Raw genomic sequence first — 13,715 nt, forward strand, 5'->3', positions numbered from 1 at the left:
TGGTTTCCGATCCCGATGGCTCTGCGTCCGCCAGAGTATGCGGCCTCCAGTTGCTGGAAGGTCAAGGGAATTCATCTGTCCTCAGGCGGCGTTCACGGCATTTTCAAGCAACTCGCGCCCTAGATCCGCGATGGGATGCAAGTCCTTGTTTTCAACGGCTTGCATAGAGGCCACCGGATCAATCACGCCGATCTCGACACCCTCCTCCACCTGACGCAGGATGACGTTGCACGGCAACATCGTGCCGATGCGCGACTCCAGCCCGATGGCTTCGTGGACCATGGTGGGATTGCAGGCGCCCAGAATGCGGTAGGGGGCGATGTCGACACCAAGCTTTGCTTTCATCGTTGCAGCCACATCAATTTCGGTCAGCACGCCAAACCCGTTATCCGCCAGGGCATTGCGGATTCGCGTCTCGGCTTCGTCGATATCCAGGTCACGCAGGATCCTGTTGTAGGTATAGGCCACGGGCGGCTCCTCTTGCGGGGCTGGCAGATGTCTGTGCCTGAAACAGCAAATCCGAACGCATCGCGCGTTCGGTTCCGGCTGATGCCTGCATCAGCAAGTGCCAGAATGTCGGCGCCGGGATGTCCCGGCGCCGCACCGATCAGTTGTCTTTCATCATGGATCCGCTGTCCATGTCCTTGTCCATGTCCTTGCCCATGTCCTTACCCGGCTTCATGTGCTTGGCGTCCTTTTTCGGGTGCGCTTTTTGCATCCGCTCCAGCTTGTCGGCGGGGGCGGTCATTTCTTCGGCAGTGACCGCACCGTCACCATCCGCATCCAGGTACTGGAACCGGTCCACCATCTTTTCGCGAATCGCGGCGCTGTGCAGGGCCTCGTATTCGGCGATCGACAGGGTTCCGTCACCGTCGGCGTCAAATTCCGTCAGTTTGGCCTGCAACTGGGCGCGCATTTCCTCGGGCGTCAACGTGCCGTCGCCGTCCGCGTCAAGCATCCGCATCATGTCGCCGCCCATCATGTTGCCATGACCCTTGCCCATCATGTTGCCCATCATGTTGCCGTGCATTTGCTGCATCATGCCCATCATGCCTTCCATGCCGCCCATCATCTTCATCATGCCTTGCATGTCCATCATGCCCTGGCGGTCGCCCTGCATCATGCCCTTGCCGTCCATCATGCCCTGACGATCGCCCTGCATCATCATTGCAGAGCCGGACTTGTCGCCCTGTTTCATGCCATGGCTGTTGTTGCCGTCCGCGAAGGCAACGCCACCCAGAAGAGTTGCCGTCAGCGCAGTGGCCGCGAGAAGAGTCGTGCGTTTCATGTCAGTCACCTCTTGTTCAGTGTTGTGATGGGCAACATATGGCGCGTTCCGGTTCCAATGGAATGCCCCCGGGGGCGCTCTTTTGTATCGGGAGTTCACGAAAACCCCCCGCTGTTACACTTCGCGACAAATCTCTTGGGAAAGGCGCCTTACAATTGAATACACAGGTACCTGGAACCATGCCGTACGGGCAGGAATTGTCCGAACCTGAAGGAAAGGCAGATGTCGTGTTCAGAGAACTTCGCTTTGTAACGCCACCAATCCCGGGACGCGCGGCAGGGACGCGGCGCGGCAATGTCGTGGACGGTAAAACCGGCGGAGGCCTGGCGTGATGTGGGGTGGCGGGTATGGCATGTCCGGCGGAGTGATGATGTTTTTGATCTGGGGGGCGGTCATCGCGGTTATCGTGCTGGCGGTTCGCGGGTTTTCCGCACGATCCGGCCCTGAAGACACGCCGGACGCCGCCGCAATCCTGCGCCGTCGCTTTGCCAGGGGCGAAATCGACGGGGAAGAATATGAGCGGCGCAAGGCGGCACTTGAAGACTGACATGTGGACAGGCCCGACGCCCGCGCCTGCGCTGTCGTGCCGCCTGCCTGACGGGCGCCGGATGCCTGTTTTGTCGCAGACTGTAACGCAAACCCGTTCTGCGACACGGCGTTACCCGATAGTTCCGGCCCGGCGCTTGCCGGGCCTCTCGAATATGTTACCCAGAAACACGCAAAAAATGGAATATGAAAGGATCGCCTGATGAGACGGTATCTTCTCCCAGTAACCGCAGCCCTGATCGCCGGCAGTGCCGCTCAGGCGGATGTTTATGTCCCCGAAGGAGATGGCGGCACGGTGCTGCATCTTGACGACCAGTTCAACGTGGTCGGTCGCGTCAGCGGGCTGGACAACGTGCACGGCCTGGCCGGTGCACCCGGGCGCGGCCTTCTGGTGGCGGGCAGCCTTTCGGAAACAACCCCCGGCATGGTCGAGAAACCGGCGGGCGTGTCCGAGGGCGATCATAACGCGCATCACGGAGGCGGTGCCAAGCCGATGCCGGAATCGGCCAGCCTGGTAACGCTGGTCGACGCCAAGAGCCACGAGATCGTGCGCCGGATCGAGGTGCCCGGCATCGTGCACCATGTCGAGGTCTCGGCGGACGAGCGCTATGCCGTTGTCACCCATCCGGCCCTTGATGCCATCTCGGTGATCGATCTGGAGAGCGGCGAGGTGACGGCAACGATCGCCACCGGACCGATCCCCGAATATGCAACGGCAGACCCCAAGACAGGCCGGTTCTTTGTGTCCAATGCGGGCAATGACACGGTGAGCGATGTTGACCCTGTAGCCGGAATCGTGGAGCGGAACTTCAAACTCAAGGGCGCGCCCAAGCACATGGAGCTGAATGCCGACGCCCGGCAGCTGATCGTCAGCGAGGCCGAGGGCGGCACGGTTGCCGTTCTGAACGCGGATACCGGAGAGACCCTGGAGCGCTACGAGATCGGCGGTGGCCTGCACGGTGTCGCGGCAGATGAAAATGCGATCTGGTCCAGCGCGCGCGAACGCGAGCGGGTGGTCCGTATCGATCGCGCGTCGGGCAAGCGCATGGAAGCGGATATCGGCCCCGAGCCCTACCATATGGCCAGTGTTTCAGGCGCGATCCTCGTCAGCAGCGCATCCGAAAATGTGTTGTGGGTCGTGGACCCGGCCACGCTGGAATTGCGCAAGACGATCGAAACCGCGCAAACCGGCCACCAGTTCTTGGAAATGAACTGAACCTCCACACCCCGAAGGCGGGCGCTGCGCCGCCCGCCCTCCCCTGTTCCAGCACTCTTGTGCACCGCCAACCCATTCCATGGGCAAAGGTGTTCGCGTGCCCTGGGATCCTAAGGACACGCCCGTTTCCAAAAGGGAAACCGCGACGAGGCGAGGCTATCGCCTTGGTGTTTCGCCCTTGTATCCAGTGAACTCTGAAATTTCGTGACCGCGGCAGCACTATCAAAAAGCCGGATTCTGTGAAGAAAATCAGCCCCCCGTGCGGGACACAACCGGCGTTTACCCCCCTAATCGGAACAATGGGTTAGAAACCCGTTCGGGACACACTTCCAACCAATCGACAAACGAAAACCCCGGCGCGACGGCAATCGCATCCGGGGTTTGTAGTGCTGCTTGCGTCCAACATAGTGCACTCCCTGAATATACCGCAGCTTTCCCCAATTTGGCAGTGCATTGGGGGGCGCTGGTATGAGCAATCGCAAAGCCCGCCGCGCATGGTCTGCCGCGCTCCGCAAGCACTGTCGCCCTGGTCGCGTTCTGCACGTCGAGCTGCGCCACGATCCGGCCTGTCTGATTTACTCGAATGCGCGGGTCTGTACCTGCAACCCCGATCGGGTGCTGATGGATGATGACCGAAAGCCGCTCGCGACTGTCGAGGGCGTGGGGCCCTACGACCCCCTGGAATTGTCGGGGGTGGCGTGATGGACGGCGCATTTGCACGCTCGCCCCTGGACCTGGCGCTTGAGCTTGCGGACACTTACGGCTGGAATGTCTTTCCGGTGAAGCTGGTTCCCAAGGAGGGCGGCAAGCACAAGAAAATCTACCTGTGCAAATGGGGAAGCGAGGCATCCAATGCCCCCGAGGTAATCGAAGCGCTGAACTGGCGCGAGGCCACGCATGTTGGCGTGTCCTGCAAGCCGTCTGGCGTTTGGGTTGTCGATGAGGACAGAGAGGGGGCTGCCGATGGGCTGGGGCTGACGGAAACGCTGGTCATGGCCACACCGCGTGGCCGACATTTCGTGTATCGTTCAGCCCAGTTCGATCAACGCAATACGCAGAGTGATCCGGCCCCAGCGGTGGATATTCGCGCCAATGGCGGCATGTTCGTCTGTTATGGCGACGTGATCCATGACGCTGACATTGCCCCCTGGCCCTTTTCGAAACTGATCGGGAAGGCCAAGGAGGCACCCGACACTGGGGCGACTCGGGACAGTTACAAGACTGTCGAGGATTACCAGCGCCTATTCGAAAACGCCGGTACCGATGGCGAGAAACATGCGGCAACCCGCGATCTTGCAGCTTCCCTGGCTGCTCAGGGCGTCAGTAAGGACTTTGCGACAGGTCTGATCCAGTTCGTTTGCCCAGTCTGGGACCGAAACCTGATCAACAGCATCGACAGCGGTTTCGCCAAGTTCGCACCGGCGGGGCGTGAAAGCCGGTTCTTTCCGGCCGAGACGCTCAAGGGCAAGCCTGTGCCACCGCGAGAGTGGTTGGTGCAGGGTCTGGTGCCCCAGAAGACCGTCACGCTGTTCAGCGGCGACGGAGGCACCGGTAAGAGCCTGCTGGCCCTGCAACTGGCCGTGGCCGTTGTGGCCGGCACGGGTTGGGTTGGCAACGCTACCCCAACCGGTCATGTGATCTTCCTGTCTGCCGAGGATGACGCCGACGAGTTGCATCGGAGGCTCGATGACATACTCCGGTCAGAGGGCCGGGACTATGACGACCTAGAGGGACTAGACGAAACGCCGGTCACGGTCTTGAACGCCTTCTTGCCAGCAACGGCGGTTGTGCCGTTCAGGGTGATGGATTCGACAACAGTGTTCCCGTACTCATCGGTGCCGGTAAAGGTCAAGACGGCGGTATCAACGCCGCCAGAGTCGACCACGATATTGCGCGGAACGTCGAGAGTTGCCACGCCACCAGATACCAGCGCGCCATCAAGGGCAGGAGTCGATCCGGTATAGGCTTCAAGAATGCCGTCAACGTCAGCGACATCAGGTGCGCCAAGATCGATTTTGATGACCTCCATAGCGGTCATGTTGGCGCTGGAAGCCAGCGCCTCGGCGGCATCGGTTACACTTCCGTCGCCTTCGGCGCGATCGAGGTTCAGGTAAACCGTCTCGCCACTCACCAGAGACACGGCGGTCTGCATGGTGAAAGTGATGTTCGAAGCGCCAAAGGTCAGAGTAAACTCGCCATCTTCCTGAGACAGCGGTTTGTGCGACTGACTGTAGAGCATGGATTCCGAGCCGCCAAGATAGTCAGTTGCGGTGCGACCGGTGGGATAGGATGCGGTGAAGGTGCCGCCAAAGCCGACATCCGCGCTAAGCGTAACCGACACCTCGTCAAACTGCGAACGAGCCATGATTTGTCCTTTCAACAATGGATTTTCGTCGTGCTGGGACACCGTGGCAGGGGCAGGGCTGATTGTGCGGCGGGATGAAATAGTGCAAAATGCACCCGTGCAAGATGTGCGAGGGTGCAGAGCATGAAGCGAATGCGCGGCGCGGAATTGAAGTCACAAGCCAAGGCTTGGTTTGGCGAGGAAAACTGGCGGTCTCCGCTGGCCGGTGCACTTGGGGTTGCGCCCTCAACTATCTATCGCATGATTTCAGAAGATAGGGTTTCCGGCCCGGTGGCGGCGGCGGTCAGGGCATGGCAGGAACACGGCTTGCCAGTCAGCGTGAAGCGGGTTCGCGCGCCAAAACCTCGGCGGCCCATTCCCCCTCGATAAGATCCCGCGCCCGGTCGATCATGTCGACACAGAACGCCCGGTGTTCTTCAGGGAAATCGGCGCCATCGACAATCGCGTCCAGATACTCGCTATATCGTGCGGCTTCGCGCTCGGACGCCTCGATCAATCCCGGCGCATCCGACAGTGCGCGGTCATAGCCGGTGTTCCAGGCGACGTAGACGGCGAGGACAAAGCCCGCCCCTACAGTGGCGATCATGCGGGTCATCGTCCGCTTCCATTTTCTAGGGCCGTCTGGCGTTGAATGAAGGCACGGTTGAATTTCAGGAACATGGCGGCCTGCTCCTTTTCGATGGCCCTATATTTGTCCGCGCGCTGTGCTTCGGTCAAGTTTGGGTCCAATCGAACCGACATGCGCTGCTTGTTCCGAGCGGAAACCGCGCGCTGCGCTTGAGTAGCAACGCTCGACAAGCCGCTGTAAATGCGCGTTTCTTTTGTCGCGGCCTCGCCCGTTTCCTTGCTGGCCTTCATGCGCGCCTTGGCGTCTCTTACAATGTCGAGGCGCTTATAGAAGCGGTCACGGTCCAGCCAAACGCCGGTATCAAGGGCAATTTCGGACACGAATGGAATGTTGTTGTCTTCAACCATATCCGCGCGGCCGGTGGCAGCCTTGATAGCAAAGTCTAGACTGTCTGTCCAAAACTTACCTGAGCTGCCTGTCGCGGTTCCAATCGCGTGATCGAGGTATTCCGGGCTGATGTCGATCAAACCACTGGTCGCTGCATTGCCGCCGGTTGCCCGGTTCAGCCAATCCGCCGCCTGCCGCGAAATCTCCGAAACTCCGACATAATGCTTATAGGCCATCGGTCCATAATCGTTGAACTGATATTCCGGCCGAATGGGCCGGTCCAGCCAGTCGCGGTTGTCACGGAATTCGATCATGTCTTTCAGAAGCGTCGGCGTCACCATATCAACGGGTTCCGAGAAGCCTACCGGGGAAATGTCCGTCGCGGCCGCTAGAGCGACATCAAGGATCGCCTCGTCCGGGTCTTTTACCCCGCGCGCAACCTTGCCGATTTGGCGTCCCGCATAGACGAACACCGAATAGACATAGGGCATGGGAATCTTGATCGCATCGCCCATTTCGCCCATGCCACCTTCGCCATCTTCGCCCTTGCGCACCATCCACATGAAGTTGCGCTGCGACTGGTAGTCGGGGATCTTGTCATAGGCCAGTTCGCCGTCATCGTCTTCTTCAGACAGTGAGGCGTTCAGAAGGTCTTCGATCAGGCCATAGGCCACCATGCCGCCGCCAACCATCGCACCGTATTTCGAGAACATGACTCGGCCAAACACCTGCAAGCCTTGCGCTGCGGCGTTGAAGAACAGGAAGACGCTGTTGAGCCACGTCTGTTTGCCGCGGCGATTGAAGTTGACGGTCAGGTTTTTGGCAAGGGTCGCGGCGTCCTGCTTTGACCATCCGCGCTTGCGTGCCTCAACGAAGGCTGCGAGGCGCACGGCATTGTCAACCGCAAGGTTGGCGCGCTCGATCGACCCCAGGATAGCGTTGTCGCGCGTGGAAAACAGCGCACGCGGGCTGGTGGCGGCCTTGAGGATGCGCGCCGCCTTGTTGCCGCGGGCAAGGTCGATGCGGCGCCCGATGTCGCCCGATGTCGAAACAGGGTTGTCCAGCGTCCAGAACGACACGCGCCCGCCAGCTTGTTCGAACTCTTTCCAGTGCTTCGACCAGTCCGTGTCAGTCTTGTTCTTCATGCCACGCCACGATCCGGCCAGCGCTTTCGGCCAGGTCTTGGCAACGGCAGCACCGAACCCTTTTTCGTCGGTCATTTGCGGAAGGTTGATCTGCGCGGCCTGGAAGTCACGGAAGGCGTTCCGCACCACGAATTCCGGGTTCAACATGGTCAGCACCATCGACTGATAGCGCGTGTACATACCAAGAACGCGGGTGATCCCGGCCATTTCATCGGCGCCGACTTGACCAAGGGCGTCCGTCAGGCGCTCATCGTGCAGGACAATCCGGTGTTCCTGCCCGTCGATCTTGACCGCGAATTCGTTCTTCTGCATCCGGGATGTTGCGGCGGGTTCAATGCGGGTTTCCACGAGGCCGGTCGTGCGGTTGTAGTAGCGCTTCTGCTTTGGCGTCTTCACAGACCACAGGGCTTGCGACGGGTGGTCCTTGGCCAACCGGTAAAGGTGCTGTGCAACACGGTTCTTTTCGGCCCGAATGGATACCTCCTTTGCCTGCGTGATCGCTGCGACCAGCGGATTGAATGCCATCGAGGACCGGCCAAGGGCGCGCATGGATTCCGGCCCGCGCGCATTGTAGCGGCGGCCAAGCCCGGTCATGTCAAGCGTTGCCTCGGCATGGTCGCTTTCATCAAACCCCTTGAGAGGTACGTAATGGTCATACTGGTTTTTCCACATCACGTATTCTTGCGGCGACAACAGGCCGGCATTCCGGCGTTGTTTCAGCGTGCGTTCGCGAAGCTGGTTGATCAAGTCCGCAATCTGGTCAAGTTCCGCCTGATAGGGGCTTGCCGCCATCTGGTTCAGGTATGCGTCTGCTTCGGCGTCGGTGATGCCTGACCCGCCATCCGGCATGGACGGGTTGATCGAGGCGATGCGCGCGTTGCGTTCCTTGGCATGGCGCGCGGCCAGCCAGTCGCCCACATTCTCGGCGGTCAATCCACCATTGGTGGACGCGATGATCTGGATGATTGGCTTGGTGTAATCCTCGTCAATCTCGAACAGATGGCGACCTGCGCGACCGCTGAAGGTCGTTTCCGCAGCATAGGCGTTGTGATGATCCGGCAGGCGCTGGCCAATGGCGCGCTCAATTGCCTCTTGCGCGCGTAGCACCGGCAGGAACCGGTCCTGAACCTGATAACGCGCGCGATCGACCATATCATAGATGGCGCCGCCAGCGCCCCGGATACGCTCAAATACGCTTGCACCAGTGCGCGACAGTTCATCCCAAACGCGGCGATCCGGGATGTGAACCGGAAGCGCTTGTGAACCACCTTGTCCTTGTCGTGCGCGCTGGATGCGGGGCAGGGCCGGGTTGCGCTGCTCTTTGATCCCCTTGAAAATATCAGCGCGGGTGAGTATCTTCTTGTTGCGCGGCGGGGTTAGATCAGCCTTGCGCTGGACAGAAGCGGAATTGGACCGTGGACGGTTCGCACTGCCCCCCGCGCGCTTCCCGTCTCGATCATAGAGCAACCTTCCAGAAGATACTTGCCTGTCCAGCCACTTGGAGTCATCTTTCATATAGACGCTTGTGATTTCGTTGGCAGGCTTCCCGTTCCGATCGGTTCCGTCCCTCTTGATCGAAACGACCATTGGCATGTCTCCGATCATAATCGGCACGCTGACGATGCTATCCTTGCGCGTTGCTGAACTCAGAACAAACTCCGGGTCGCGCAGCTTGGTTGCGAGGTTTTCCAGCACCTTCCAGGTGATGCTTGGGTGATCCCTGACAATCGCCTTGGCTCTTGCCGATTTTAGAACAATCGGGTGGTTCGGGTTTAGGAAATTTGCCAGAACAGGACCGACATCGCCTAGCCGCGCATCATCTGTCGCCGCCGCTTTGCCCATTTTCATCCGAGTAAGACCCGTGATCCACTGGCGCAGATCATCAAATCGACCACGTTGATCACGTAAGGTCGCAGCGGCCCCGGTGTTCCCTGCATCACGCGCCCCGATCTGACCCGCCATCGCTTTGCCAAACACATCTTCGGCGGTCTGGAAGCCAGCGCCGCGCACGGCATTGCGAAGCGCCCGGAGAAGGCGGCCGATCTTGTTGAACGCCTGCACAAGAAGCGGGCCGCGCGGCGCCTTGCGGCTGGCGGCGCGCTCCGCGAATTCCTCAGCAATCGCTTCCTCGATCTGTTCCGATGGCGTCAGATCAGGATAGCGTTCCTTGATGTCATGCTTGTCGACCCACTCGCGTTGCGCGGCCAGCCCCAGCGCTTTCCATTCCTTCGGCGTGAACAGGTTCATCGAGCGCATGGCGTGGATGGCTTCGTGATAGAGCGTAGCTTTGGGATTGATGGCCTGCCCGATCAGGATTGCCAGACGGCCTTGGGCGGCGGTGAATGCGCCCTGGGTCTGCGACCCCATGTCGACATTGGCGAGATCCACCCGCTTCAGGTTCAGGCGGTCCAGTTCGGCGCGCAGGCTCGGCATGATGGCCGCGACCACATCACGGTCAAGAGCCGCCAGTTCCTTCATCTCTTCCGCGGCAAAAGTACCTGGGCCTTCGTTGAAATCTGAAGCACTTTCCTCAAAGCCCTGCACGGGCTTGCCGAGATCATCCATGAAGGCGCGGCGCTGCTCATCACTCGGGAACAGGAACCCGCGCTTTGCGCCTGCGGCCTTGTTCTGGAATTTGGAATAATAGCCGTCATGCTTCTTCGCGACCGCGACAACAGCCTTGAACCGATCACCAAGGTTTTCGCGCACCTGCGCGCCATACATCATCTCACCGGTCTTCGTGTTGGTGAATTCGAATACGTCGAACTTGCTGGCGGCGGGCGCATCGCTGGTCAGCGGCGCGGAAACCTGCGTTGGTTGGCCATCCGCTTCCGCTGCCGCGTCCATGTCCTCTTCCACACCACTCTTGCCGATCTGGTCGGGGCGGGTCGGGGCGGCGATACCTTCAAGGCGGTCGAAGAGTTCAGTAATCGTCTTGGGCGCGGAAAGGTTCATGTTCGCTGTTGGGGATGTCTTTTCGACATCCATGATCCGGTCAAAGATGATAACCCGGCCAGCAACACTTGTGCCGGCGCGCTCAAACGTCACAGACGGCAGGGTGATATTGGCGGTAAAATTCCACTCCAACGCGCTCTTACCCATTTCATCCATCATCTTGACGAATTGCTTGTCGGCTGCGGGGCCGCTCGGCACCAGCGCAACCACGCGACCACCGGGGCGCGTGTGCATCATGGCCTTGCGCACATGCTCATATGCCGTCTTGCCACCGTGACCGAAGGGCGGGTTCATCACCACGACATCATACTTGTTCACGATGCTCAGGTTTTCGAACGTGTCATTGACCACGCGAGATCCGGGCGAAAGCAATTCCGCCCGCGACGACAATTCCGTCGATGGCTCGACAATCGTCCGGTCGGCATGGCCAGGGAAATACCGTGCAATTGCGCCATCACCGGCGGAAGGTTCCAACGCCTTGTCGTAGGCACGCACCCCGGCCCATTCGACCATTTTGAGGCCAAGCGGTTCGGGCGTCGGGAAGAAGTCGATACCTTTGCGCTGGTCGCGCTTGCCCTTCATCTTCTGGCGGCCGAAGTAATGGGTCTTGGCCTTGTCGAATTCGGACGTGTTGTGGCTGACCGCATCCATCTCGCGCCCGCCTGTGCCATCCTCTGAGGAAGGCGCGTTCCGGTCTGCGCCCATATAGGCGTCGATGAAGGATTGCTGGATCGCGCGCGCCTCGTTGCCCATAGCGAGGTTTTCCACGGCGCCGGATTGCTCGGCGATGCGGCGGGCAAAGGCTTCGCGCTCCCATGTCGTGCCGATGGTGTAGTAGCGATATGGGGCGTTCGAGACGCTACCCACGCGCCGGGTGCGCCCCTCGGCCTGCAAGCTGGTCGTGGGCTTCACCGGCATACCGAGATTGACAAGAACACGCTGGTGGCCGCCGGTGGTGTCGTGCAGCGAGATGCCGCCAGACCCGGCGTCGGATTGCACCAGCAAGACCTTCACACCGGACGCATCGTCGTTGAACTCGTCCTTGTTGGCCAGACGCTGTTTCTTCGGGACGGTGCCGTTGAACTCACGAGCGCTGTCGCCAAAGGCTTCCATGATCTGTTCGCGCGGGGATGCCAGTCGGCCAAAGTCGAGGTCTTTCAGCCACGGCAGTTCGCGGTGCATGATGTCCAGCGCCGCCATCATGTCCGGGTCGCCCTGGACCTCGAACGGGCTTGTCGCGCCACCTTTGTTGAAATCGTGGAAGACAACAACCTTGCGGCCCATCGCCAGGTGTTTCTTGATGTCAGGGATTGCGGCCTCTGCCTTCATTGCCTCAAGAAGCTGCATCCGCTTGTGGTACGAGAAATTGCGCTTAATCGCTTTTTCCAGATTACCCCATGCCTGCGCAGATGCTGCCAGTTTGTCTTGCGCCTTAACCGACACGTTGGAATCTTTCACCGCCTTGTGCAGAGCGGTGCGCGCGGCGCTACCCTTCTCCCATAGATACTTGAGTGCGTCGTCAATCTTGTTGCCCAGGTCATACTCGACCATGACAAACTTGCGATCATAGTCCACAGGGACTTCAAGTTTCCGGCCCCAAAGAGCGCCATCTCGCTTCAGTCGCTCATGGAACTCGCGGTGGAACACACCCCTGTCAACAGCCGCTTCCGGCTGCGTCAGTTTGTGATAGCGCACCCTGTATCCGAAGTTCTCGACCATGAACCAGGTTCGACCATCCTGCCGTGATCCCTCGCGCGTCTCGCCCTTGCCGTAGTCGAACAGATAACCCTCGCCATAGTCCACGGCCATGTCATAGGCCCAGGGTGTTGCCGACATGAACAGGACGTTGGATTGCTTCGGTGGCTTGGTCTGGGCGGCGCTGGCTGCGTCTCGGGCGGCTTGATAGATCGACGCCAGCGCCTCGGTGCGCTTCTCGTCATCCTTGATCTTCTTGGCGCGCACGATCTGCTTGTCATGCTGCATCAGGTATTTTTCGAACGCATGGGACGGCTTGTTGCCGATCGCGCGCAACGCCTTCAGCGCGGAAGTCTCATCGCCCCTCTTGTTCTGGGTGAGCATGTGCGCTTCATCGGCAATGACCAGATCCCAGTCACGATGCGCGAGGGACTTGTTCTGACCGAAGTTCGCGTAGGTGGTTACCACAACCTTTGCACGGCCCTCGCCGTTGTCGTTGGTGTCGCGCAGTTGCTCGACATCGAGGTCAATCAGTTCAGACTCCTTGACCCAATTCTTGGCCTCGGTGTCGGTTTTGACCGCGACAATGACGCTTTTTGCACCCCTGTCGACAAACCGCTTTGCCGCACCAAGGCCAGTGAATGTCTTGCCGGTCCCGACCCCGTTGGTGATGAGCATTCCCAGCCCGGTGTTCTTGCCGTCCTCGGGTTTGAAGAACCGGCGTTCGATCCGAACGACATCATCGACCTGTTCCGCGCGCAGGGCTGGAACGGCCTTTGCAACCGCCGCATGGTGGCTTGTCGGTGGGGTGTATCCGTCGCTTACGCGGCTGGCATTTCCCGCAGCTTCTTTTCGAGTTGCGCTTGTTCCCGCGTCGTCAGGCTGTAGTCCCGGCTGGCGGCGATCACCGCTTGCTGCACGGTCTCCATCACCGTCACGCCGTCCGACAGGTAGTGACCGCTTGCCTTGAACGCCTGCACCGCTGGGGCTTCCCACAGTGTCGGCATCACGGCCAGGTACGCCATCGCCAGTCGATCGCTTCCCATTTCCTCGGTCAGTCTCGCCTGCTCGCGATCCATCGCCACGTCCAGTGCTTCTTGGGGCATCGGAAACATCTGTTCCGCCCAATCCGTCTGAAGGGGTTGCATCTCCGCTATCGCGTTCCACACCGGGGCCGGGTGCTGGTGCATTGTCCTGGTCTCCTATCAGGTCGATCTTGCCAGCGCGCGCATCGGCAAGGAACCGTTCGAAATACGGGCGCATCTCATAGTAGGCTTCACGGGTGAGACCGGCATCAACGAGGGGCCGCGCCATAGCAACATAAGCCTCTTCGTCGGAAATTGCATCCAGATTCACGCCTTCGACGTTGCGCGCGAAAATGGGAACCGCAGCCTCATACCGGGCATCATCGAAAGATGCCTCATCCTCGCGCAACATGCGCGGGTCATTCGGGTCGAAGTTGCCGCGGTTGAATGAAGTGGTCCCGGTTTTTCGGACAGCTCAGCGGCTGATCTAAGGTGTATCCGGGTTGGTTTTCATGCCGCCAATTT

General features: G+C 59.9%; 8 protein-coding genes. 4 read left to right on the forward strand and 4 right to left on the reverse strand.

All coding sequences use genetic code 11. The annotated features are described in order from the left end of the window. Positions 1-81 precede the first annotated feature (81 nt). Together I3253_RS07095 and I3253_RS07100 are read right to left on the reverse strand one after the other, a co-directional pair. Positions 82-468 carry a DUF302 domain-containing protein gene (locus tag I3253_RS07095; RefSeq protein WP_197916937.1) on the reverse strand — a complete coding sequence of 129 codons (387 nt, stop codon included), beginning with the start codon at positions 466-468 and terminating at the stop codon, positions 82-84. A gap of 139 nt (positions 469-607) precedes the next feature. Beyond that, positions 608-1,288: an EF-hand domain-containing protein gene (locus I3253_RS07100; protein ID WP_197916938.1), complete on the reverse strand. Its 681-nt coding sequence runs from the start codon at positions 1,286-1,288 to the stop codon at positions 608-610. Positions 1,289-1,658: 370 nt separating this feature from the next. Between I3253_RS07100 and I3253_RS07105 the strand changes: the two genes are divergently transcribed. From I3253_RS07105 to I3253_RS07120, 4 genes are all read left to right on the forward strand, one after another. Continuing rightward, positions 1,659-1,835, forward strand: coding sequence for an SHOCT domain-containing protein (locus I3253_RS07105; RefSeq protein WP_232236949.1), 177 nt, complete (start codon positions 1,659-1,661; stop codon positions 1,833-1,835). A 201-nt stretch (positions 1,836-2,036) separates the two neighbouring features. Beyond that, positions 2,037-3,050: a YncE family protein gene (locus I3253_RS07110; protein WP_197916939.1), complete on the forward strand. Its 1,014-nt coding sequence runs from the start codon at positions 2,037-2,039 to the stop codon at positions 3,048-3,050. Positions 3,051-3,518: 468 nt separating this feature from the next. Next, positions 3,519-3,752 (forward strand): hypothetical protein, encoded by a 234-nt coding sequence (locus I3253_RS07115; protein WP_197916940.1) that lies wholly within the window; start codon positions 3,519-3,521, stop codon positions 3,750-3,752. Continuing rightward, positions 3,752-5,014, forward strand: a complete 1,263-nt coding sequence (locus tag I3253_RS07120) for an AAA family ATPase (protein ID WP_197916941.1) — start codon at positions 3,752-3,754, stop codon at positions 5,012-5,014. The genes I3253_RS07115 and I3253_RS07120 overlap by 1 nt, the downstream gene beginning before the upstream one ends. A 714-nt stretch (positions 5,015-5,728) precedes the next feature. Here I3253_RS07120 and I3253_RS07125 read toward each other — a convergent pair. Both I3253_RS07125 and I3253_RS07130 read right to left on the reverse strand, forming a co-directional pair. Continuing rightward, positions 5,729-6,010: a hypothetical protein gene (locus tag I3253_RS07125; protein ID WP_197916942.1), complete on the reverse strand. Its 282-nt coding sequence runs from the start codon at positions 6,008-6,010 to the stop codon at positions 5,729-5,731. Beyond that, positions 6,007-13,602: an LPD38 domain-containing protein gene (locus tag I3253_RS07130; protein ID WP_197916943.1), complete on the reverse strand. Its 7,596-nt coding sequence runs from the start codon at positions 13,600-13,602 to the stop codon at positions 6,007-6,009. The genes I3253_RS07125 and I3253_RS07130 overlap by 4 nt, the downstream gene beginning before the upstream one ends. Positions 13,603-13,715 lie beyond the last annotated feature (113 nt).

The organism is Thiosulfatihalobacter marinus (assembly GCF_016019955.1).
In the GTDB taxonomy this organism is placed as follows: Bacteria; Pseudomonadota; Alphaproteobacteria; order Rhodobacterales; family Rhodobacteraceae; genus Shimia; species Shimia marinus_A.

Bases quoted from the DNA above. Each gene is read 5' to 3' on its own strand.
- I3253_RS07100 (WP_197916938.1), bottom strand. From the start codon at position 1,288: ATGAAACGCACGACTCTTCTCGCGGCCACTGCGCTGACGGCAACTCTT.
- I3253_RS07105 (WP_232236949.1), top strand. From the start codon at position 1,659: ATGTTTTTGATCTGGGGGGCGGTCATCGCGGTTATCGTGCTGGCGGTT.
- I3253_RS07110 (WP_197916939.1), top strand. From the start codon at position 2,037: ATGAGACGGTATCTTCTCCCAGTAACCGCAGCCCTGATCGCCGGCAGT.
- I3253_RS07115 (WP_197916940.1), top strand. From the start codon at position 3,519: ATGAGCAATCGCAAAGCCCGCCGCGCATGGTCTGCCGCGCTCCGCAAG.
- I3253_RS07120 (WP_197916941.1), top strand. From the start codon at position 3,752: ATGGACGGCGCATTTGCACGCTCGCCCCTGGACCTGGCGCTTGAGCTT.
- I3253_RS07125 (WP_197916942.1), bottom strand. From the start codon at position 6,010: ATGACCCGCATGATCGCCACTGTAGGGGCGGGCTTTGTCCTCGCCGTC.
- I3253_RS07130 (WP_197916943.1), bottom strand. From the start codon at position 13,602: ATGTTGCGCGAGGATGAGGCATCTTTCGATGATGCCCGGTATGAGGCT.